The 22,423-nt window shown below is 71.3% G+C and carries 15 protein-coding genes; 14 read left to right on the top strand and 1 reads right to left on the bottom strand.

Annotated elements, in window-relative coordinates; genetic code table 11:
• The first annotated feature begins 67 nt into the window (after positions 1-67).
• The 3 genes from HEB94_RS41500 to HEB94_RS41490 all read left to right on the top strand — a co-directional run bounded on the left by HEB94_RS41500 (position 68) and on the right by HEB94_RS41490 (position 7,742).
• A complete protein-coding gene (locus HEB94_RS41500; RefSeq protein ID WP_192754911.1) occupies positions 68-883 on the top strand; it encodes a hypothetical protein in 816 nt (271 codons plus the stop codon).
• Between the two features lie 116 nt (positions 884-999).
• Positions 1,000-4,245 (top strand): UvrD-helicase domain-containing protein, encoded by a 3,246-nt coding sequence (locus HEB94_RS41495; protein ID WP_202896820.1) that lies wholly within the window; start codon positions 1,000-1,002, stop codon positions 4,243-4,245.
• Entirely contained in the window at positions 4,242-7,742 is a 3,501-nt protein-coding gene (locus HEB94_RS41490) for an ATP-dependent DNA helicase (protein WP_192754909.1), read from the top strand. Before HEB94_RS41495 ends, HEB94_RS41490 begins: the two co-directional genes overlap by 4 nt.
• Before the next feature lie 18 nt (positions 7,743-7,760).
• On the opposite strand, the gene HEB94_RS41485 is transcribed toward HEB94_RS41490, so the two are convergent.
• Positions 7,761-8,705, bottom strand: coding sequence for an amidohydrolase family protein (locus HEB94_RS41485; protein WP_192754908.1), 945 nt, complete (start codon positions 8,703-8,705; stop codon positions 7,761-7,763).
• A gap of 306 nt (positions 8,706-9,011) precedes the next feature.
• Between HEB94_RS41485 and HEB94_RS41480 the strand changes: the two genes are divergently transcribed.
• From HEB94_RS41480 to HEB94_RS41430, 11 genes are all read left to right on the top strand, one after another.
• Positions 9,012-10,058, top strand: a complete 1,047-nt coding sequence (locus HEB94_RS41480; RefSeq protein ID WP_337918306.1) for a LacI family DNA-binding transcriptional regulator — start codon at positions 9,012-9,014, stop codon at positions 10,056-10,058.
• A 78-nt stretch (positions 10,059-10,136) separates the two neighbouring features.
• On the top strand, positions 10,137-10,901 hold the full coding sequence (locus tag HEB94_RS41475) for a phytanoyl-CoA dioxygenase family protein (protein ID WP_192754907.1): 765 nt from the start codon (positions 10,137-10,139) through the stop codon (positions 10,899-10,901).
• A 21-nt stretch (positions 10,902-10,922) separates the two neighbouring features.
• On the top strand, positions 10,923-12,023 hold the full coding sequence (locus tag HEB94_RS41470; protein ID WP_192754906.1) for an ATP-binding cassette domain-containing protein: 1,101 nt from the start codon (positions 10,923-10,925) through the stop codon (positions 12,021-12,023).
• Entirely contained in the window at positions 12,020-13,630 is a 1,611-nt protein-coding gene (locus HEB94_RS41465; protein ID WP_192754905.1) for a TCP-1/cpn60 chaperonin family protein, read from the top strand. The genes HEB94_RS41470 and HEB94_RS41465 overlap by 4 nt, the downstream gene beginning before the upstream one ends.
• On the top strand, positions 13,623-15,611 hold the full coding sequence (locus tag HEB94_RS41460; RefSeq protein WP_192754904.1) for a hypothetical protein: 1,989 nt from the start codon (positions 13,623-13,625) through the stop codon (positions 15,609-15,611). The genes HEB94_RS41465 and HEB94_RS41460 overlap by 8 nt, the downstream gene beginning before the upstream one ends.
• On the top strand, positions 15,608-17,260 hold the full coding sequence (locus HEB94_RS41455; RefSeq protein ID WP_192754903.1) for an ABC transporter substrate-binding protein: 1,653 nt from the start codon (positions 15,608-15,610) through the stop codon (positions 17,258-17,260). Before HEB94_RS41460 ends, HEB94_RS41455 begins: the two co-directional genes overlap by 4 nt.
• Before the next feature lie 9 nt (positions 17,261-17,269).
• Positions 17,270-18,220 carry a carbohydrate ABC transporter permease gene (locus tag HEB94_RS41450; protein WP_192754902.1) on the top strand — a complete coding sequence of 317 codons (951 nt, stop codon included), beginning with the start codon at positions 17,270-17,272 and terminating at the stop codon, positions 18,218-18,220.
• A gap of 15 nt (positions 18,221-18,235) precedes the next feature.
• Positions 18,236-19,261 carry a carbohydrate ABC transporter permease gene (locus HEB94_RS41445; RefSeq protein ID WP_192754901.1) on the top strand — a complete coding sequence of 342 codons (1,026 nt, stop codon included), beginning with the start codon at positions 18,236-18,238 and terminating at the stop codon, positions 19,259-19,261.
• Between the two features lie 10 nt (positions 19,262-19,271).
• Positions 19,272-20,393: an ABC transporter ATP-binding protein gene (locus HEB94_RS41440; RefSeq protein WP_192754900.1), complete on the top strand. Its 1,122-nt coding sequence runs from the start codon at positions 19,272-19,274 to the stop codon at positions 20,391-20,393.
• 22 nt (positions 20,394-20,415) lie between these two features.
• Complete coding sequence (locus HEB94_RS41435; protein WP_192754899.1) at positions 20,416-21,699, top strand: ABC transporter ATP-binding protein; 1,284 nt, start codon at positions 20,416-20,418, stop codon at positions 21,697-21,699.
• Positions 21,683-22,384 (top strand): hypothetical protein, encoded by a 702-nt coding sequence (locus HEB94_RS41430; RefSeq protein WP_192754898.1) that lies wholly within the window; start codon positions 21,683-21,685, stop codon positions 22,382-22,384. The genes HEB94_RS41435 and HEB94_RS41430 overlap by 17 nt, the downstream gene beginning before the upstream one ends.
• The last annotated feature ends 39 nt before the right edge of the window (positions 22,385-22,423 follow it).

Here is a 22,423-nt window from a genome sequence, read left to right as displayed (position 1 = left end):
CTGTGCAGGTGGTCGGCGGAACGGCCGCCGTCCCGGGATCCACCTGGATTTCGCTACGGTCGGGCGCATGGACCGTCTCCGCGAGATCAGCTTCCTGTTGCCGAAGACGCCGGAGTCGCGCGGTTTCCTCGCCCAGCTGCGCCTGCTGCTCGCCGAGGTGGCATACGCCGACCTCGCCGGAAGCGCGGGCACGGACGGGGGCGTGGGTGACCGCCTGACCCTCACGCCGCCGCGGCCTGTCGACGCCCTGCCGGTGACGAATTTTCGGCTGGCCGACGTGGCCGCGCCGCAGGTCGCGTTCGACACCGGCCAGTCCATCGGTGTGGGCGGGAGTACCGGCCCGCTCGATTCGCCGACCCTGCCGGCCAGCGTCGAGCTGGCGGACCTGGTCCGCCGCCTGGCCGGGCACGTCCAGCGGGTCGACCACACGGGCGTGAACCTGCCCTCCTGCCGCACCTCGGCGAAGGGGTGGCAGGACCTGGTGGGTGGACTCGCCTCGACGTCCACGATGTACAGCTATCCCACCGGCGAGGAGTGGCCGTTCGTCCTCCCGTCGACGGAGGAGGAGCTCGCCGACGACATCCGCGAGTTCGTCGTCGGCCGCGAGCCCCGGTTCGAGCTGGTCCACGACCAGTGGCTGAGGCAGCCGCAGTGGCAGTTCGCGCTCTGGACCGACCTGACCCGCGCGGAGCTGGAGTCGCTGTTTCCCGAACCCGAGGGGCTCACGTTCCCCGACCTCGCGGAGATCTTCCGCGTCGTCCCGATCGTCCACCCCTGGCCGGGACTGACCATCCGGTTCGACCTGTGCTACCGCGTCGACGACGGCCCGTCGGACTGGGAGACGGGCGAGTGGCTGGTCACCGCGGGCGGCCGCATCCGCTGAGCCGGTCCGGGCCGTACGAAGGGTCGTACGGATGCTCAGGGGAGCGGTCGACCTGATCCGACATGCCGAAGACCTCGGAACCTGCTTTGTCGGCAGGATCTGGTGGAATGCTGGTCGTGCCCGTTTCTTCCGCCTCGTCCTACACCGGCCCGGCCTACCGCCTGGTCCGGCGGCCACGGACCAGCCCGACCACGCATGTGGTCGGGCCGGACCTCGACGAGGCACAGCGGCGGGTGGTGGCCCACCGCGGCGGCCCGCTGCTCGTGCTGGCCGGTCCGGGCACCGGCAAGACGACCACCCTGGTCGAGTCGGCGGTCGACCGGATCGAACGCGACGGGCTCGCCCCCGAGCAGGTCCTCCTGCTCACGTTCGGGCGACGCGCCGCGGCCGAGCTGCGTGACCGGATCGCGGCCCGGCTCGACCGTACGATCCGTGAGCCCCTCGCGCGCACCTTCCACTCCTACGCGTTCGGCCTGCTACGCGGCGACGCGATCCTGCACGACCTGCCGATGCCCCGCCTGCTGTCCGGACCCGAGCAGGACCTGGTGATCCGCGACCTGCTGCGCGGTGACGTCGAGGAGTTCGAGGCGAAGGGGTGGCCGGGACGGCTGCGACCGGCACTGCTCACCCGCGGCTTCGCCCAGGAGTTGCGTGACCTGTTGCTGCGGGCCGCCGAGCGCGGACTTGACTCCAAGGCGCTGGGTGCGTTGGGACGCCGCGAGAAACGCGACGACTGGTCGGCCGCGGCGCGGTTCGCCCGACAGTACGCCGCGATCACGGCGTTGCGCCCCGAGGCGCCCGCCTACGACCCGGCCGAGCTCGTCCGCGCGGCGGTCGACCTGCTGCGCTCCGACCCCGAGCTGCTCGACCGGGAGCGGGCGGCCCGCGCGGTGGTGTTCGTCGACGAATACCAGGACACCGACCCGGCTCAGGAGGAGCTGTTGCGGCTCCTCGCCGGCGACGGGCGCGAGCTGGTCGTCGTCGGTGATCCCGACCAGTCCATCTACGCGTTCCGAGGTGCGGAGAGCGAGGGAATCCGCCGGTTCACCGAACGCTTCCGCCGCGCCGACGGTGACGAGGCCGAGACCGTCGCCCTGACCAGGAGCCGCCGGGCCGGCGCGACCCTGCTGGCCGCATCGCGGCGGGTCACCATGCGCCTCGGTGGCCCACCCGCCCACCGCCGCCTCGTTCCCGAACCCGACGCGCCGCCCGGTGAGATGGAGGCCCATCTCCTGCACTCCCACAACCAGGAGGCGGCGTTCGTCGCCCAGCGGCTGCGGGAGGCGCACCTGGTCGACGGGGTCGCGTGGTCGCGGATGGCCGTGCTGGTCCGGGCGGCGTCCTCCATCCCGCTGCTCCGGCGCGCGCTCGCCGTCGCCGGCGTACCCGCCACGGTGCGGCTGGAGGAGATGCCGCTGGTCGACCAACCCGCCGTCCGCCCGCTCCTCACGCTGCTCGAACTCGCCACCGTCCGGGCCGAGCTCGACCCGGCCACCGTGCTCGACCTGCTCGCGAGCCCCTACGGCGGCGCCGACGCGCTCGCGCTCCGGCGGCTGCGGCAGGAGTTACGGCGGCACGAGCTCGCCACCGGGGGCGGCCGGTCGTCCTCGGCCCTGCTGGTGGAGGCGCTGGACGACCCGAACGCCCTGGTGGCACTCGACCCGGTGGCGACCGCGCCGGCGCAGCGGATCGCGCACCTCCTCGCGACCGCCCGGGAGGCGGTGGAGGCGACCGGCGCCACCGCCGAGACCGTGCTGTGGGCGGTCTGGCAGGCCAGCCGGGTCTCCGAGCGCTGGGCCCGCCGGGCCGCCTCCGGTGGGGCGGGAGCGCCGGCCGCCGACCGCGACCTGGACGCCGTGACGGCGCTCTTCGACGCCGTCGCCCGCTTCGTCGACCGCTTGCCCGCGGCGGGGCCGGAGGTGTTCCTCGACCACCTGCTCGGTCAGGAGATCCCGGCCGACACCCTCGCGCCCCGGGCGCCGGAGGGCGAGACCGTCGCGGTCCTCACCGCACACGCGTCAAAGGGCCTGGAGTGGGACGTCGTGGCGGTCGTCGGCGTCCAGGAAGGCGTGTGGCCCGACCTGCGGTTGCGCGGTTCGCTGCTCGGCTCGGAGTCGGTGGTCGACCTGGTCGCCGGACGCGATCCGGCTCCGGTGGCGACGGTCAGCCACCTGCTCGCGGAGGAGCGTCGGCTCTTCTACGTCGCCGTCACCAGGGCCCGCCGCCGCCTCCTCGTCACGGCCGTCTCCAGCGAGGAGGCGCACCCGTCCCGTTTCGTCGACGAGCTGGCGCCCTGGGCCGGTCCGGGTGAGGAACGCCCGCTCACCCGGGTGCCGCGCGGTCTCGAGCTGGCGGCGGTGGTGGCGGAGCTGCGGTCGGTGGTCTGCGCGCCGGCGACGGTTCCCGACGACCCGCGCCGGCTGGCCGCCGCGCACCAGCTGGCCCGGCTGGCCGCGGCCGGCATCCGGGGGGCCGATCCCTCGGAGTGGTACGCCGTCCCGCTGCTCACCGACGACCAGCCGCTGCGCGGAGCGGACGAACGGGTGCGGGTCTCGCCGAGCAAGGTGGAGGCCTTTGCCCGGTGCGCGTTGCGCTGGCTGCTGGAGAGTTGCGGCGGCACCGCGGGCGACGCGCTGAGTCAGGGCGTCGGCACCCTCGTCCACGGCCTCGCGTTCGACGCGGCCGTGGGCGCGGTGGACGCCGAGGACATGATGCCCGCGTTCGAGCAGCGCTGGGCCCGCCTGGACACCGGCACGGGGTGGTACGCCGCGCGCCAGCACGAACAGGCACGTGTCCTGGTGGAACGCCTCTCGGGCTGGCTCCGGGGCAACCCACGCGACCTGGTCGCGGCCGAGGAGGCGTTCGAGGTCGAGATCGGCCGCGCGTTGTTGACCGGGCGGGTCGACCGACTCGAGCGCGACACCGAAGGTCGGCTGGTCGTGGTCGACCTCAAGACGGGGAAGAGCAAGCCACCCGCCGCCGACCTGCCCGAACACCCACAGCTCGGTGCCTACCAGCTGGCGGTGGAGCGGGACGGCTTCGCGGCGGCCGCGGCCAGGGCGGATGCCGGGAACGACGCGGCTGGGAACGAGGCGGGAGCCGAGGAGTCCAAGCCCGATGAGGAAGCCCGCTCCGGCGGCGCCGTTCTCGTCCAGCTCGGCAGCGGCACGAAGGTGTCCGAGCAGGCCCAGCCGCCCCTGTCGGCCAGCGACGACCCCGCCTGGGCCGAGCGACTGGTCGGCGAGACGGCGGAGGGCATGGCCGCGTCGACGTTCGACGCGACCGAGAACCGCTGGTGCGGTGTCTGTGTCGTACGCCGGTCCTGCCCGATCCACAGCGAAGGTGGCCAGGTGACGCCATGATCGACCCGAGCACCCAGCTGGCACTGCCGCTCGTCCGCGCGGACGGTGTCCGCTACACCGCGGTCGAGCTCGCCCGGCTGCTCCGACTGCATCCGCCCACCGACGAACAGGCCGAGGTGATCGAGGCGCCGCTCGAACCCGGCGTGATCGTCGCCGGCGCGGGCTCGGGCAAGACCGAGACGATGGCGGCCCGCGTCGTCTGGCTGGTCGCCAACGGCATGGTCGCGCCCGAGCAGGTGCTCGGCCTGACCTTCACCCGCAAGGCGGCGCGGGAGCTCTCGGCCCGCATCCGGCACCGTCTCAGCCAGTTGCGCGCCCGCGGTCACGTGAGCCTGGAGTCCGATGGCGACGCGCCACCGGGGGAGGTGAGCGTGGCGACCTACGACGCCTACGCGCAGCGGATCGTCTCCGAGCACGCGTTGCGCCTCGGCCGGGAGCCTGGCGCCCGGCTGGTGACGCCCGCGACGGCCTGGCAGTACGCCACCCGGGTCGCGGAGACCTACGACGGGCCGATGGACGCGGTCGAGTCGGCGTTCTCGACGGTGGTCAACGCCATCCTGGCACTGCACGGGGAGATGAGCGGCCACCTCGTGTCGGCGGAGCAGGTGGCCGACCACACCGCGAGGCTGGTGGCCGAGGTGAGCACCAAGCCACCGGTCGCTCGGACGAAGAAGCCGATGTACAGCGACGTACGGGAGGCACTGGCCCGCCAGCAGGCCAGGCTCCAACTGCTGCCGTTGGTGCGCGCGTTCGCGGCGGAGAAGCGGCGCCGGGAGGCGGTCGACTTCGCCGACCAGGCCGCGCTCGCGGCGGAGTTGGCCGAACGCTTCCCGGAGGTCGGCCAGCGGGAGCGGGAGCGCTATCCCGTGGTGCTGCTCGACGAGTACCAGGACACGAGCCACGCACAGCTCGCGATGCTGCGAGGACTCTTCGGTGGGCGGACCGGCCATCCGGTGACCGCGGTCGGTGACCCGTGCCAGTCCATCTACGGCTGGCGCGGGGCCAGCGCGGCGACTTTGACGGCGTTCGGATCACACTTCCGCACCGCGTCGGGAAAGCTCGCTCCCACCCGCTCGCTCACCATGAGCTTCCGCAACGGCGCGTCCATCCTCGAGGTCGCCAACGTCCTCGCCGCACCCCTTCGTCAAGGTGGTCTTGACGTGCGCGAGCTTGCCGCGCACCCCTCCAACGCACGCGGGAAGGTGGTCGTGGCGCTGCACCACACCGTGGAGGACGAGGCGGCCGACGTCGCGGCCCGGGCCCGTGCCGTCTGGGACGCCGACGCGGCGAACCGCGCCCGGGGCAAGCCGGGCCGGACGGTCGCGGTCCTCGTCCGTCGCCGCAGCCAGATCGACCGGCTCGCGCACAGCCTGCGCACCGCCGGGCTTCCGGTGGAGGTGGTGGGCGTCGGTGGGTTGCTCGCGACACCGGCGGTCTCCGATGTGGTGGCCACCCTGCGGGTGCTCGCCGACCCCGGACGCGGCGACGCCCTGATGCGGTTGCTGACCGGTGCGCGCTGGCGGATCGGGCCGCGCGACCTGGACGCGCTGGGTCGGTGGGCGCGACGTCTCGCGGCCACTCGTGCCCCGCGGCCCGACGGCGGGTCAGGGCCGGACGAACGGAACGACGCCGGGCGGGCACCGGCCGCACCCGACGTAACCGCGCCCGCCGAGCGGCATCCGGGTGACCCGGAGGGCGGAGAACCCGAACCCGACGAGGTCGACGACGCGAGCATCATCGACGCCCTGGACGCGGTGGAGGCCGCACCGGTCGCGGACTTCTTCTCCGCGGAGGGCCGTCGCCGGCTCACGCTGGTGGCGCAGGAGTTGCGCGCGTTGCGGCGGCGCGCCGCGCAACCCCTGGTCGACCTGGTCGCCGACGTCGTTCGCACCCTCGGGCTGGACGTCGAGATCGCCGCCCGCACCGGTGACATCGCCGTGAGCCGGGCGGACATCGACGCGTTCCTCGACGTCGCGGTCGCCTTCGCCGAGAGCGGCGAAGGCGTCTCGCTGTCGGCGTTCCTGTCCTATCTCGACGCCGCCGACGCCGAGGAGCGCGGTCTCGAACCCGGCCAGGTGGAGGTCGCCGAAGAACGCGTGCAGGTGCTCACCGTGCACGGCGCGAAGGGCCTGGAGTGGGACGTCGTGTTCGTACCCGGACTGGTCGAGAACATCTTCCCGGCGGCCGGGCAGAAGGACCGGGCCTGGCTGACCGACCTGGGCGCGCTGCCGTTCCCGCTGCGAGGTGACCGCGAGGCGCTGCCCGTGCTCGACTTCGCCGGCGCGGCCGACCAGAAGGAGGTGAAGGAGGCGTTCGACCGGTTCGTCGAGGAGTGCGGCGACCGGGCGCGGATCGAGGAGCGCCGGCTCGCCTACGTCGCGACCACCAGGGCGCGGCAGCTTTTGGTCTGCTCGGGATACCGCTGGGACGAGACGCAGCGCCCGCGTGAGCCGGGCGAGTATCTCCTCGAGATCGCTGACGCCTGCCGCGGCGGTGCCGGACGGGTCGGTATCTGGCACGGCGAGGTCGACGTCGCCGGTGGCAACCCGCTCACCGCCGAACCTCCCCGCCACGCCTGGCCCTACGACCCGCTGACGCCGGAGCGTCGCACGGAGCTGGAGGCCGGAGCGGCGCTGGTCGAGTACGCCAAGGCCGCCCTGGCGGCAGAACAATCGCCCGCACCTGCGGTCCTGGAGGCCGCGGCCTACTGGCAACGCGACGTCGACCTGCTGCTCGCCGAGCGGGCCCGGCGTACCAGCCGGCACGACGTGGTCGTCGCCCTTCCCGACCGGCTCTCGGTGAGCCAGCTCGTCCAACTCCGCCGGGAGCCCGACGCGCTCGCCCGGGCGATCCGACGGCCGGTGCCCCGTCCGCCCAACCCGCTCGCGCGCCGGGGTACGGCGTTCCACGCGTGGCTGGAGTCGAGGTACGGCCGGCCGCAGCTGCTCGACATCGACGAGCTGCCCGGTTCGGCCGACGCGCAGGCCGCCCCCGACGACGACCTGGCCGCCCTACAGGAGGCGTTCCTCGCGTCGGAGTGGGCCGATCGCCAACCGGTCGAGGTCGAGGTGTCCTTCGAACTGCTCGTCGCCGGGGTCGTCGTCCGCGGCCGGGCGGATGCCGTCTTCCCCGCTTCACCCGGCGGGGAGCCGGGCGTCGCGTCGACGGGTGATCCGTCCGAGCCGCCGATGGGTATCGTCGGCGGGACCCGGGTGAGTGCGATCGAGGTGGTCGACTGGAAGACCGGACGGCCCCCGCGCGATCCGGAGGAGGAGGCCACCCGCGCGGTGCAGTTGGCGGCCTACCGGCTTGCCTGGGCCCGACTGTCCGGGCTGCCGCTCGACCGTGTTCACGCGGCGTTCCACTACGTCCGCCAGAACGTCACGATCCGGCCCGTCGACCTACTCGACGCCGAAGGGCTGGAAGCGCTCATCACCGCGGTGCCCGAGGAGTCCGACGGGCCGGACGGCCCCGGGCCGCAGGAGCCGCCGGCATGAGCGACGGCTCTCCCGCCTCTAGTCCGGCGGCCGGTCCCACAGTCGGTCCTCGTCGATGCGGTAGAACGCCCGCGCGTTGTCGAAGAAGAACGCCCGCTGCTCATCCGCCGACAGGTCGGCGGTGATCTCCCGCAAGCCCGCGAAGATCCCGGCGTAGGTCGCCCACAGGGAGTCGACCGGGAAGTTGCTCGCCACCATGCAGCGGGCGGTGCCGAAGATGTCGAGCGCGTCGAGGACGACCTCGCGCTGGAGGTCGGCGGTCCACGGCACGCCGGGTAAGTCGATCCCGGAGACCTTGAGGTGGACGTTCGGGCGTTCGGCGACCACCCGAAGCGCTCGGCGCCACCCGGCCAGGCCCTCCGGCGAACGGTCGGCGGGGAGCCCGGTGTGGTTGACGATGATCCGGGTCGCCTCGAAGGCGCCCGCGAGGTCGGCCGCCTCGTGCAGGTGCCACCACGGCACCTGGAGTTCGAGGTGGAGCCCGAGCGGAGCCAACCGGGCGAAGCCCTCCCGCCAGCGCGCGTCGCTCAGCAGGGTCGGCTCGGCCGCGGCCCGCTCCGGGACCGCCGCCCCGCCGGGCTTGTGCCGGATGCCGCGCGCGAGCGGGAACGCGGCGATCGCCGCCAGGTGCTCGGCGATCCCGGGGGAGTCCAGCACGGCGTGTCCGGTCACCACACTGGGGACTCCGGTTCGCTCGGCGACCTCGTGGATCCAGGCCATCTCCCCGAGGGAGTCCTCGCGCCGCCACTCGGTCTCGACGAAGACGCTGCCGATCACGCGGAGGCCGGGTGCCGTCGCGGTGTCGGAACGAAAGTCGGCGGGCAGGTAGTCGCGGCGGATGGCGGAGTAGTCGCCGTACCGGAAGGGGATCATCGGTTCGTCCACCAGCCAGGGCTGTCCGCGCAGGGAGAGGTCCCAGAGGTGGTGGTGAGCGTCGATCACGGGCCCTGTGTAGGCGCTCATGTCGGCTCGCCGTCGACGGCGTGCGCGGAGGTCGGCCGGAAAGGGTGCGGTGGTCCAGGTCGAGGGGCGAGGCGCCCGAAACATGTCCGCATCGCCCCATTGTGCGGGCCGACCGGGCGGTCGACCATCCCCTCCGCTGACCTGAACGCCGCTGAACATTCAGCGCTTTGTTCATTTTCGAAACGGTGGTTGGCCCCTTTTCGGCCTTTGCTGTCCACGATGGGACAGGCGCTTTGAAGCCGTGGAAGCCCACACGTAATCTCCACGCAAGCAAGGTCCCTGAACGTTCATTGAAACGCTGGGAGTATGCGGATGGGGGCACGTCGGAGGGCGACACTTCGAGAGGTGGCCGTGCGCGCCGGTGTTTCGATCGGCACCGCGTCCGGTGTCTTCACGAGCAATCCGTCCGTGTCCGATCAGGCGCGGGACGCGGTCCTCGCCGCCGCCGCCGAAATCGGATATCACCCCAGGCGTCGTCCGTTCCAGGCGCTGGCCAACGGAATTACGACGATCGGGTTGCTGGCCCGTGCGGAGCATTACGTGGGTCCGGCGAATCCCTTCTACGGTCCTGTTCTCTACGGTGCGCAGTCCGCGATCGCCGAACTCGGCCTGTCGCTCGTCGTCGAGACACTGCACGACCGGGAGTTGAACGCCAACCACACACCGCTGGTCGTCCAGCGCCGACAGGCGCAGGGCCTGTTGCTGGCCGGACCCATCGATCCCGACTACATCGCGATGCTGTTGTCGGCCGGCACGCCGTGCGTCGTGATCGATCACCGGGCCGAGGAACTTCCGGTCGACTGTGTGCGAGCCGACGACCATCAGGGCGGCTACCTCGCCACCCGGCATCTGATCGACCTCGGTCACCGCGACCCACCGCCGGCGATCATCACCGGCCCGGCCACGTCGTACTCCGTGATGACCAGGTTGAAAGGGTATCGGCATGCGCTTTCCGAAGCCGGCCTCAACGTGGATCCACGGTACGTCCGGGCCGGTCGCCTGACGGCGGAGAGCGGCCGGGAGGCGATGGCCGCCCTGCTCGACCTGCCGGTGCCACCCACCGCGGTCTTCTGCGGCAACGACAACACCGCGCTCGGCGCGATCGACCTGCTGCGTGACCGCGGTGTCGCCGTACCCCGTGACTTCTCCGTGATCGGGTACGACGACATCGCGATGGCGGCGCACAGCGTGCCGGGACTCACGACCATCGCCGTCGACAAGGAACTCCTGGGCATGCAGGCCGTCTGGAACCTCGTCGAGCGGCTCCGCCTGCCCCGCATGGGCGTGCGCGACACCCGGATCGGGGTCCACCTCGTACGTCGGAACTCGACCGGACCAAGGACCGCCGCCTGACCGGTGCCTTGTCCACCGAGCCTCACGAAACGCAAGCGATGATCCAGCACGCGCGACCAACCCGAAGGTGATCGACATATGCGGTTGACCACGGCCCAGAAGCAGACCCTCTACGACGACGGCATCCTCAAGCTGCCCGGAATAGTCCCGCCCGAGCTTGTCAATGCCGCCTTGCGTGCGATCAACGGTTCGCTCGGATCGGAGGGGATCGACCCGGACAAGTTGGTGACGTTCCGGTCCCAGTCGTACTGTCCGCCCGTGCAGCGATCCTCGGCGATCACCGACCTGCTGCACGCCTCGCCGCTGTGGGAGGTCGCGGAGTCGGCGATCGGCGAGGGCGCGATCGCCCCCGTGTCGAGCGGGCAGATCGCGCTGCGCTTCCCCTCGACCGATCCGCCGCGTGAGCCACACGCCCACATCGACGGGATGTACAGCCCGCACAACGGCGTACCGGCGGGGGAGATCCGCAACTTCACCGCGCTTGTCGGGGTGTTCCTCAGCGACGTGACGACGTCCTATGCCGGAAACTTCTCGGTCTGGCCGGGCAGTCATCGGCAGTACGAGGAATACTTCCGCGAACATGGTCCGGAATCGTTGCTGAACGGCATGCCCGACGTGAAGTTGGGCGCCCCGGAACAGGTGACGGCGCGGGCCGGTGACGCCGCACTGGTGCATTACCAGTTGGGACACGGAATCGCCGGAAACGCGTCCCCGAACATCCGCTACGCGATCTTCTTCCGCCTTTCCCACGTCGACCACGCGTCGGTGCGTTGGGAATGCATGACCGACATCTGGCGGGAGTGGGCCGGGATGACCGACGTCGTGGCGGCGGCGCGCCGCTGACCCAGTAGGAGGAGATGTCAGGTGCCCAGTCTCGAAGTGCGCGGCCTGGTCAAGCGACTCGGCGACCATCTCGCCGTCGACGACCTGAGCTTCACCGTGGACGACGGTGAGTTCTTCGTGCTGCTCGGTCCGTCCGGCTGTGGGAAGACGACGACCCTGCGGATCATCTGCGGGCTGGAGCAACCGGACGCCGGTGAGGTCGTCGTCGGCGACCGGGTGGTGACCTCGTTGCCCTCCCGTGAGCGGAACCTCGGCATGGTGTTCCAGGAGTACGGCCTGTACCCGAGCATGGACGTCTTCGGGAACATGGCCTACGGCCTGCAGGCACGCGGCCGTACTCCCAAGGACGAGATCGAACGCCGGGTCCGCGCGGCCGCGGACAGGCTGGATCTCGGCGCGTTGCTCACCTCGCCGATCACCGACCTGTCCGGCGGGGAGCAGCAGCGCGTCGCGCTCGGTCGCGCGATGGTGAAGGACGCGGACGCCTATCTCTTCGACGAGCCGCTGTCGAACCTCGACCCGAAGCTGCGCTACCGGCTGCGGCGGGACATCCTCGCGCTCCACCGGGAGAAGAAGCGCCCGAGCGTCTACGTCACCCACGACCAGACCGAGGCGTTCGCGATGGGCGACGTGGTCGCCGTCCTCGCCAACGGCAGGGTCCAACAGATCGGACCGCCGGAGGAGTTGGTGGAACGGCCGGCCAACGTGTTCGTCGCGGGCTTCGTCGGTTCGCCGCCGATGAACCTGCTGAGCGCTCGGCTCGCGGCGACCGACGGGTCCTACGTCGCCCACAGCCAGAACGCCGCCCTGCCCCTGCCGCCGGCATGGACTCCCACTCTGCGCGAGTACGGCAAGGAGCAGGTCACGCTCGGGATCCGGCCGGATGCGTGGGTGCGGGCGTCCGACGGCGACGAGGCCGCGGTGGTCGGTGAGGTCGCCGACGTGGAACCGCTGATCGGGGAGACCGTCGTACGGCTGCGGACCGCGGACGCCACGCTGGCCGCGATCTTCCACGCCGGCGAGGAGGGCGACCTCACGCCGGGGGACACACTCCGGATGGGGGTCGCGCCGGAGGGCCTGCGGTTGTTCGACCACGACAGCGAACAGGCGCTCGTGCCATGACGTCGCGCCCGGTCCCGGTGGTCGACGAAGCTACCCGCCGGCGCGAGCTGTGCGAGGGTTTCGAGACGCTGGCGCGGCTGCTCGCGGTCACCCTGGGGCCGACCCGCGGCGTGGTCCTGAACGACGTGGGTGGAGGGTCGGCCGAGAGCCTCGTCGAGTCGGCGACGATCGCCCGCCGCATCACCGCGCTGCCGGGGAGACGACGCAACGCCGGCGCCGCCCTGCTGCGGGAGATGGTGCGCCAGGTCGGTCGGCGCTACGGCGACGGTGGCGCGACCGCCGCCGTCCTGGCCACCGCCATCCTGCGCCACGGCCGCCGCTCGGTGGCGGCCGGAGCGAGTCCCGTCCGGGTCCGGGAGGGGATCCGGCTCGGCGTGAGCTGTGCGGGCGGGGCCCTGAAGGACCAGGCGACGCCGGTCGTCGGTGAGGCGGACCTCGCCGGGCTCGCCACGGCGGTGACCGGCGACCCCGACCTCGGTGCCGCGGTCGGCGAGCTGCTCGACGTCCTCGGCGTGGACGGCGACGTGGTCGTCGAGGAGCACTACCTGCCCGGGTTGGCCCACGACTACGTCGACGGCGCCCGGTGGCGCGGCCGACCCGCGCAGCGGAGCCTGCTCCCCGGCGCGAACACCGAACTCACCCTCCTCGAACCGGCCGTGGTCGTCGCCGACCTGGAACTCACTCAGGCCGACCAGGTCCGGCCGTTCCTCGAGGCTGTGCGCGCGATGCCCGACCGCCCGCCGCTCCTGCTGGTCGCGCGCGAGGTCAGCGGCGGCGCCCAGACGATGTGCGAGCTGAACGACCGGCGCGGCGTGGTGGTGACCGCCCCGGTGGCCATCACCACCTCCAGGACCCACGTCGGCGACGACTTCGCCGACCTCGCGCTGCTCACCGGGGCCACCGTGGTCGCGCCGGAGTCGGGGTGTCCGCCCGAGCGGTTCCGACCGGAGTACCTCGGTCGCGCCCGGCGCGCGCTGGTGCAGGCCGGCTACCTGACGGTGAGCGGCGGGTCCGGCGACCGGGGCGAGGTCTGCGCGCTGGCGGCCCGGCTGCGGACCCGCGCGTGGGAGCTGGACGTGAGCCGGGACGCCGCGACGGAGGCCGTTCGCGACCGGCTCTGGTCGCGGCAGGCGCGCCTGCTCGGCCGGGTGGCCGCACTACGCGTGGGTGCGCCGACCGACACCGAACGCGAGGCGCGGCGCGGCCTTGCCCGCAAGGCGGTCAGCCTGGTGCGGACGGCGTTGCGGGACGGGGTGGTCGCCGGCGGAGGCGTGGCCTACCTCGACTGCGTGGACGCGGTGCGGGCCGGGCGGGAACGCTGCCCCGACCCGGACCGGGCGCTTGGCATGGCCGCGGTCGAGGCGGGCTTGGCGGCGCCGTTCCTCCAGCTTGTCGCGAACGCTGGCCGCCGCGAGCCGCGCGCCGCGCTGGAACAGGTGCGGGGTCTTGGGTCCGGACACGGCATCGACGTCCTCGCGGACCGCTCGGTGCGGATGCGGGAGGCCGGCATCTGGGACGTGGCGGGGGTGGTGGCCGGCGCGTTGGAGGCCGCGGGCGAGACGGCGGGATTGCTCGTGTCGGCCGAGGTGGTGAGTGGCCGTGGCTGAGTTGGCCGAACCGATGACACCGGCCGAACCGATGACACCGACCGATCCGATGACACCGACCGATCCGATGGCGCCGGGCGATCTGATGGCCCCGGGCGAGCCGACCGCGACCGAGTCGCCGGGATGGGGACCGTGGCGCGGATCGCCGGTCGTGGACCTCGCCTCGCCGATCTTGTCCGTGGTCGCGATCCCGGACGGAGTGTGGGTCGGCGGACTTGGCGGCGTCGCGAGGGTCGCGCCCGTTCCCACGGCGTGCGTACGACCGCTGACATGTGTCGCCGCCCTGTGCGTGGTCGAGGGATGGCTGGTCGCCGGCGGCGCCGAGGGCCTCGCCCGGCACCGGCTCGGCGATCCGGCGGAGGCGTGGGCGGCGGCGGAGGTCCAGGGAGGTGCCGCGCCGGTGTCGGCGCTCGTGGCCCTCGACGACGACGTGGTGCTGGCCGCGACGCTCGGCGACGGCGTGCTCCGCAGCACCGATCGCGGCCGCACCTTCGTACCGGCATCGTTCGGGCTCACCGACACCGAGGTCAGCGCGCTGGTGGTCGTCCCCGGTGGGGGCGTCCTGGCCGGTACGCCGACCGGCGTCTTCCTCTCCACCAACCTCGGTCGCGCCTGGCGAGGGTGCCCCGGCGTGGACGCGCCCGTCGCGGCGTTCACCACGGCGTCCACCACCTCAGGAGACGGTCTCGTGGCCGGACTGGAGACGGGCGGGACACTGGGCTCGGTCGACGGCGGGCGTACCTGGTCTCCGCTGGGCGCCCTGCCCGCACCCGTCACCACCCTGGCCACGACCGCGGACGGCATGCTCCTCGCGGGGACGGTGGACCGCGGGCTGTGGTGCTCCTTCGACCGCGGTGCCTCCTGGCGACCCGCGGGCGGATCCGCCGACATCGGTTCGGTGCACTGCCTGGCCCGGGACGCCGACGCGGTGTATGCCGGTACAGACGACGGCCTGGTCACGCGTCGCGAGACCCCCCACGCCGCCCACGCCCCCGAAGGCGCCGACGACACCGAAGGCACCGACGACACCGAAGGCGCCGAAGCCACCGGTCGACACTGGGCGCCGGTCGCCGCGCCACCCACCCACGACCTGGACCGGTTGCTGTCCTGGTGCGACCGGCCGCTGCTCGCCGGTTGTCGTTCGGGCCTCGTCCACCTGGGCGTGGGCGGAGGGTGGGAGGTGGTCAGGGGTGCGCCGTTCCCGCTCACGGCGGTGGCGGTGACCCCGGAGGACGCCCTGGTCGCGTCCGGACCGGACGGGCTGTTCCTGCTGCCACCCGCGCCGGCCGAAGACGCCGGCTGGACTCTGGTGCTCCCCGGGAGCGCGGGGGAGGTCGGGTGCCTCGCCTTCGGCGCCGGAGGCGAAGGGTGGGCCGCGCCCGCCCGGCACGGCGACGAACTGCTGCGGACCAGCGACGGTGGCCGGAGCTGGCAGCCGCTCCGCGCGCCGTTCGGAACGCTGCCGGCGGCCGCCCTCGCCTACGTGGACGGCGTACTCGTGGCGGCGACCCTCGACCGGCGTAGGGGACTCGCGACCGTCTGGGTGTCCGACGACGGTGGGCTGGCGTGGCGGCAGGAGGCCACCGCCGAGACGGAGTGGCCGGTCGTCGGCCTCGCGAGCGCGAGCGCCGCGGCCACACCGCTCGCGAACGCCGAAGCGCCGGGCCGGGCCGGCCTGAGTCTCGGCCGGATGCTCTTCGTCCGAGACGCCGACGGGCGCTGGTCCCGGCTTCGGGCGTTCCCGACCGGCATCCGCGCGATGACGGCCGGTCCCGCGGGACTCGCCGTCCTGACCGAGGACGGACTGTGGCTGCTGCCCGCCACCACCGCTGCGGCGGAGGGCACCGAGGCCGACACCTGGATCCGCGTGGAAGGCGTGGAACCGGCATCGGCGTACGACCTGGCCGCCCGCGGCGACGACCTGCTCGTCCTGCTCGCCGGTGGCTCGGTGTGGTCGCGTAACCGAAGGAGGAGGGGATGACGATGTCCGACCGTGGAACGCCGAGTGTGACGACTCGGCGGCAACTGCTCTCCATGATGGCCGCCGGGACGTTCCTGGCCGCAGGCGGCGGGCTGGTGAGCTCCTGCTCGAGGGACGGTTCGGCCTCCGGGGAGGTGGTCCTCAAGACCACCGACGGCTGGCCCTACGGCCCGATGCCGACCGCGAAGGAACAGCAGGGCAATGCGGGCACGAAGGCGTACGCCGAGGTGCTCGGCGAGTGGATGGACAAGAACCCCGGCGTGACGATCAAGGACACCAAGCTGGACGTCTGGAACCAGCAGACCCTGTCCACCGCCATCACCGGCGGGACCGCCCCGTCGATGTTCCCGGGCGACGTCCTCGGCGGCTGGAACCGCCAGGCGGTCCGCTCCGCCATGGCCCAGGGGCTGTCCGCGGACGTGACCGAACACCTGAAGACGCACGACATCGAGGGGAAGTTGGCGACCTACGTCAAGCCGATCTGGCAGAAGTGGGCGGTCGACGGGAAGTTCTACGCGGCGCCGTGGATCTACAACGTCGGCACCGGTCTGCACTATCGCGTGGACCTGATTCGGCAACTGGGGTTGAAGGAACCCACGCCGGAGTGGACCTGGGACGACGTACGCGAGCTCGCCCGTGGTCTCACCCAGGGCAAACGCAAGGGGATCGTCCTGCAGGGCTGGGGACTGAACCAGCGGTTGAGCGCGGACGGCATGGACTTCCACGCAAAGCTCCCGGCGCCGGGGACCAACTGGAACTGGCGCTACGACTACAGCTCGCAGGCCGACCGGTGGGTTCCGCTGATCCAGGCAATGCGGGACATGGTCTTCAAGGACAAGAGTGTCCTCGCGGACGTGAGCATGGGCGACGGTGACACGCTCGCCGCGTTCGTGCGGGGAGACGCGGCGATCCACAACAACACCGTCATCTTCTTCTCCAACGCGCCGGGCAGCGACAACGCGCCGGCGGACCTCGCCAAGCGGCTGAACAAGCCGATCGAGGAGGTGGCCGGCTGGATGACCCAGCCGATCGGCCTGGACGGCCGGAACGCCACGACGCAGGGTCAGGTCGACCTGCTCGGCTTCTCGCCCGACCTCGGCGACACCGCGCTGGACAAGGCGATCAGCCTGCACGCCTACATGCAGGGACCCGGCTGGATCAGGCAGCACACGGTCACCTACGAGACGACCAAGGACCCGAAGCGGGTCTTCGACGGCGCCAACATCATGCCGTTGTTCGCGGGTGTGGTGGACGAGGTGCCGAGTTCACCGGACGAGGCCTGGGGCAAACCGTTCATGGAGCAGGTGCGGCGGGCTGCCGCGACTCCGCTCGTCCCCAACGAGTCGTTCTACTTCCCGGCCGAGTTGAGTCCCGGACCGACCGAGACGGCACGTGACGACATGAGCTCGCGATGGGCGAACGAGCGTGGCGACCTCGACCTGCGGGAGGACCTGGCGAAGTTGGAGACCACGCTGAACCAGCAGGCCGAGAGCTTCTCCTCGAGTACGTCTGATCCCGACTTCGTACGGGCCGCCCGGGCGTATTTCGAGGCACACGATGCCTACTGGCGGGAGAACGCACCCGAGTACCACCAAAACGTCTTCCGGAGCTGGTACGAGAACTCCGTGCTTCCGGCGCTGAAGGGGTGAGCGGCGTACATGGCAGGTGAGCGAGTGATCCCACAGACCGAGGATGTGGCCCCGGACCGGGCCGGCGGGGGAGGTGCGACACCCCCGGCCCCGGCGCCGAAACTGAGCGCCCGGCGCAGGCTGGAAGGCGCCTTGTTCGTCACGCCCGCCTTCCTCTTCCAGCTGTCGTGGGGCTGGTACCCCCTCGTGATGGCGTTCGTCATCAGCTTCACCAACGCGCGCTTCCGCGGCCCGATCGAGTTCACCGGGCTGGAGAGCTACCTGCGGATGTGGAACGACCCGCTGGTGGGTCAGGCGTTCAAGGTCACCGCGATCTACACCGTGCTGAGCATCGGGCTGACCTTCGTGATCCCGATCGTGGTGGCGATCCTGTTGATGGAGATGCCCCGCCGGCATATCCGCTGGATGATGCTGTTGTGGTTCCTGCCCCTGTCGGGGATCGCGAGCACGCTGCTCTTCCGCTACATGTTCAACGCGCAGTACGGCCTGTTCCAGTACGTCGCCACCGAGATCCTGCAGCTGGATCCGCAGCCGTTCCTCAACAGCGGCAACCAGGTGCTCTTCTGGCTGGTCTTCCCCGGCATCCTCTTCTTCGGCCCCGGGCTGATCTACATGGCGACGCTGCAGGGAATTCCGGCGTCCTACTACGAGGCCGCCGAGATCGAGGGCGCGGGATTCTGGCGGAAGATCTGGACCATCTCGCTGCCCCGACTGCGACCGGTCATCTCGATGCTCCTGATCTTCGCCGTCATCGGTTCCTCGCAGGTGTTCGAGTTCCCGATGATCATGACGGGTGGCGGTCCGGGTGGTGCGAGCCGAACCGTGGTCATGTACCTCTACGACCTGTTGCGCAGTCTGCGCTACGCCGACGCGACGGCTCTGGGCGTCGGGCTGTTCCTGGTGACGATGGTGCTGGTGGTCATCCAGCGCAAGTTCTTCCGCGAAGACCCGGACCAGTAAGGGGAGAGGTCGGAGATGCTGTTCCCACGCGTAGGGCGCAAACAGCCGATGCTGCGGATCACCTGGTGGTTGGTGGTCGCGTTCCTCTGTCTTGGCATCACGCTGCACCTGTTCCCCTTCTATTTCATGCTGATCACGTCGTTCAAGTCCGGTCAGGAGGTGCTGCAGTTCCCGCCGACGTGGTGGCCCCACGACGCGACGATCGCCGGTTGGCGGCTGGTCGTGAGCCTGGTCCAGGGCGGCAACTCCGCCGCCGCGTCGCTGATGGACGGGCCGTTCTGGATGTTCTTCCTGAACTCCGTCCAGATCACGTTCTGGGTACTCGTCCTCGGTATCCCCATCACCTCGCTGGCGGCCTACGCCAACAGCAAGTTGCAGACGGGTCCGTTCGCCCGCTGGTCGTTCATCTTCTTCATCGGCACGCTGATGATGCCGGCGGCGCTGACCCTCATCCCCAACTACCTCCTCACCCGCAACTTCCCCTTCGCGCTGCCGGAGGTGCCGGGCATCCCGGGAAACCCGGACCTGGTCTTCCCGAGCGTGCGGATCTGGGACACGCACTGGGCGGTGATCCTCCCGATCGTGTTCCAGGCGTTCAACTTCCTGCTCTTCAAGGGGTTCTTCGACACGATCCCGAACTCGGTGATCCAGGCTGCCCGCGTCGACGGCGGTTCGGAGTTCAACATCTTCCGGCGGATCGTGCTGCCGATGAGCGTGCCGGTGTACGCCGTGGCGATCTGGACGTCGTTCAGTGGTGCCTGGGACCAGTTCCTCTGGCCGCTGGTCGTGTTGCAGACACCGGAGAAGATGCCGGCCTCGGTGGAGATCTACCTGTTGTTACAGAAGTTCACCCAGGCCGGGGCGACGAACGCCGAACAGGCGACGGCGCAGGCCCAACAGATGCAGGAGATCCTGGCCGCCGGCATGTCGTGGAACGGCCTGATGGTGCTCGGCATCCTGCAGTCGCTGCCGGTGTTCATCGCCTTCATCGTCTGTCGCGAGTACCTGCTGCGCGGTATCCGCCTGCGTGGCCTGAAGTGAGGGGTTGACGATGGCACGGATCGAGATCGACCGGGTGCGCAAGCGCTACCAGGCGGAGCGGATCGTCGACCTTCCCGGCGGGCGCGAGCGGCCCGCGCTGAACGGCGTCAGCCTGCGCCTCGCCCAGGGCGAGACCGTGAGCGTCGTGGGGTCGTCGGGCTGCGGCAAGAGCACGTTGCTCAAGGTGGTCGCGGGCCTGGAGTACCCCGACGAGGGGCGCGTCCTGTACAACGACCACGACGTCACCTACGTCCGGCCGCAGGAACGCGGTGTCGGAATGGTCTTCCAGGACTACGCCCTCTACCCGTCGATGAAGGGCAAGGGCAACCTCGCCTACTACTTCGAGGTGCACGACCGCACCGAGGAGGAGGCCGAACGCCGGGTCCGGGAGACGGCCGACCGGATGGGTGTCGGGTTCGAGACGCTGCTCGGCCGGGTGCCGACCACGTTGTCCGGCGGGGAGCAGCAGCGGGTGGCGATCGCGCGCTGCATCGTCCGCGAGCCACAACTGTTCCTGATGGACGAGCCCATCTCCAACCTCGACGCCAAGCTGCGCGAACGGACCCGGGTGGAGATCCGCAAGCTGCTGCGGAAGTTCACGATCACCACGTTGTACGTCACCCACGACCAGCAGGAGGCGGTCTTCATGGGTGACCGGATCGCGGTGATGCGGGACGGCGACATCGAGCAGGTCGGCACCTTCGACGAGCTCTACTCCACCCCCGCGAACCTCTTCGTGGCGACGTTCATCGGCTCACCCCCGATGGCGGTGATCCCCGCGACGATCGAGCGCGGGGAGGTGGTGGTGCCCGGCGGCACGTGGCGGCTCCCGCCCGACCTCGCCGGGAAGCTCCCGGCCGGACCGGTGCGGGCCGGCGTCCGCCCGGAGGGCTGGATCCTGGACGCCCCCGACGGGGTCCCGATGCCGGTCCGGCACCGGGAACGCATCCCGACCGAGCGGGCGACCTTCCTCTACGGCCACCTCGGTGAGGCGAACGTCGCCGTCACCGCCCCGATCGACCATCCCGACCGGAGCGAGGTCGCGATCACGCCGGACTGGGAGCGGGTGTACTTCTTCGCCGCGCAGAGCGAGGAACCGCTGCACGTGCCCGGCGTACTCGAGCTCTTCTGATGACCCCGTGGAGGAGGAGTCGATGAGCTCATCGGAGCAAGGACGAACGGCAGACCCGGCAGGGGCGACGAAGGGTGGCGCTGTGCAGGCGATCGTGGTCGACAACCTGGTGAAGCAGTTCGGGGAGAAGCGCGCCGTCGACCGGGTGAGCTTCGGGATCGACGAGGGCGAGCTGCTGGTCCTCGTCGGACCCTCCGGCTGTGGCAAGACGACGACGTTGCGGCTGCTGGCTGGACTCGAGCCGGCCTCGGCGGGGCAGATCAGGTTCGGCGAGCGGGTGGTCAACGAGATCCGGCCGCGGGATCGCAACATCGCGATGGTCTTCCAGGACTACGCGATCCTCCCGCACCTCACGGTCTTCGAGAACATCGCCTACGGCTTGCGGTCACGGCGCACCCCCCGGGCGCAGGTCCGCGAACGCGTTCCGGCGGCGGCGCGGACGTTCCGGATCGAGCATCTGCTCGCCCGCAAGCCGCGGCAGCTGTCCGGTGGTGAACGGCAGCGGGTGGCGCTGTCGCGGGCGATGGTGCGGGACGCGTCGCTGTACCTCTACGACGAGCCGCTGTCCAACCTCGACGCGCAGCTGCGCTACCAGGCGCGGGAGGACATTCTCACCCTGCACCGGGAGAAGCGCAGTCCGACCGTCTACGTCACCCACGACCAGTCCGAGGCGATGGCGCTCGGGGACCGGATCGCGGTGATGAACGCCGGCCAGATCCAGCAGATCGGCACCGGGCCCGAGCTCTACGACCACCCGCACAACCTGTTCGTCGCGTACTTCATCGGTACGCCGAGCATCAACCTGTTCGACATGCGGTTGCGTGCCGACGGCGAAGGCGTGGTCGCCGAGGGCGGCGGCCTGCGGCTCCACCTGCACCCGAGCATGACCGCGCGGGCGCGGCTCCACCTGGACCGACCGGTCAAGGTGGGGGTACGCCCGGAACACCTGCACGTGCCGCGGATGGCGCCGTTCGAGGTCACCGAGGAGAACACCGTGCACGGCGTCGTCAACCTGGTGGAGCCGACGTCGAGCGGCAGCACCGTCTACCTCAGTCTGCCGCAGGAGGAGTCGCAGGACTTCGTGGCGACGTTCAAGGTGCGGCTGCCGGCCAGCTACATCGACCAGGAGGTGCCCCTCGCCATCGACATGAGCAAGGTGCACCTGTTCGACGCGCAGACCGGGGCCTCGCTGCTGCTCGAGGACGCGGACGTCACCGTCGGTCCGGGCGCGATGATCGGCCCCGTCGACAACGGTGCTGGTGCCGGTCGTGGCGACGACGGGAGGACCGATGCCGTTCCTGGATGACACGAGCCCGCGCGACGAACCCCGGCGGCCGGCCTGGGCGGCGTTCGCGACCATCGCGGACCAGGTCGAACGCCTGGTCGTCGCCAACGTCGGCTGGGCCCTCGTTCTCGCGCCGGGTGTGGTGGCTCTCGGGTTCCCCGAGCTGGCGGGCTGGCTGCGGATCGTCCTCGGCCTGGTCAGCGCCACGCTGCTCCCACTGGCGACGGCGGTGTTGTTCGGGCTCGCCCGCGAGGCATGCGAGGGCCAGCACATCGACGTCGGGCTGGCCCGCGAGCTCGCCCGGGAGTTGGGCGCGGCCAGCCTGCGGACGCTCGCGCCCCTCTACGGAACGTTCGGCGTTCTGGTCTGGGCGGCGGTGGCGGCGACGGCCGCGGGTCTCGCGCCGCTGGTGACCGTGTTGACGCTCGCGGTCCTGGTCTGGTCGGTGTGCGCGACGTACTGGGGTCCGCTGTTCGTCGCGGACCCTGCCCTCCCACCCGGACGATTGGCGGCGGAGGCGGCCAGGTTGGTGTGGCGCCACCCGGAGCGGACGATTGGCACCTGGCTGCTGGCCGGGATGTTCCTGCTCGTCGGAGTGGTCTCGATCGCCGGCCTGGTGCTCATCGTGCCCATGCTGGTGGCGGTGGCGCAGACCCATCGTCTTCGTGACCTTCGCGCCGTCGTGTCGACCCCGGTTTCTCGGTAACACCCCCTAGCATTCGACCATACGTTCGAACGCGGTGTC

The organism is Actinopolymorpha pittospori, from assembly GCF_014873875.1.
GTDB lineage: Bacteria > Actinomycetota > Actinomycetes > Propionibacteriales > Actinopolymorphaceae > Actinopolymorpha > Actinopolymorpha pittospori.
The sequence above is the reverse complement of the archived record's forward strand: the minus strand, read 5'-3'. Positions and strand labels throughout refer to the sequence as shown.

Bases quoted from the DNA above. Each gene is read 5' to 3' on its own strand.
- HEB94_RS41450 (WP_192754902.1), top strand. From the start codon at position 17,270: ATGGCAGGTGAGCGAGTGATCCCACAGACCGAGGATGTGGCCCCGGAC.
- HEB94_RS41440 (WP_192754900.1), top strand. From the start codon at position 19,272: ATGGCACGGATCGAGATCGACCGGGTGCGCAAGCGCTACCAGGCGGAG.
- HEB94_RS41480 (WP_337918306.1), top strand. From the start codon at position 9,012: ATGCGGATGGGGGCACGTCGGAGGGCGACACTTCGAGAGGTGGCCGTG.
- HEB94_RS41465 (WP_192754905.1), top strand. From the start codon at position 12,020: ATGACGTCGCGCCCGGTCCCGGTGGTCGACGAAGCTACCCGCCGGCGC.
- HEB94_RS41430 (WP_192754898.1), top strand. From the start codon at position 21,683: ATGCCGTTCCTGGATGACACGAGCCCGCGCGACGAACCCCGGCGGCCG.
- HEB94_RS41445 (WP_192754901.1), top strand. From the start codon at position 18,236: ATGCTGTTCCCACGCGTAGGGCGCAAACAGCCGATGCTGCGGATCACC.
- HEB94_RS41435 (WP_192754899.1), top strand. From the start codon at position 20,416: ATGAGCTCATCGGAGCAAGGACGAACGGCAGACCCGGCAGGGGCGACG.
- HEB94_RS41485 (WP_192754908.1), bottom strand. From the start codon at position 8,705: ATGAGCGCCTACACAGGGCCCGTGATCGACGCTCACCACCACCTCTGG.
- HEB94_RS41490 (WP_192754909.1), top strand. From the start codon at position 4,242: ATGATCGACCCGAGCACCCAGCTGGCACTGCCGCTCGTCCGCGCGGAC.
- HEB94_RS41500 (WP_192754911.1), top strand. From the start codon at position 68: ATGGACCGTCTCCGCGAGATCAGCTTCCTGTTGCCGAAGACGCCGGAG.
- HEB94_RS41455 (WP_192754903.1), top strand. From the start codon at position 15,608: ATGACGATGTCCGACCGTGGAACGCCGAGTGTGACGACTCGGCGGCAA.
- HEB94_RS41475 (WP_192754907.1), top strand. From the start codon at position 10,137: ATGCGGTTGACCACGGCCCAGAAGCAGACCCTCTACGACGACGGCATC.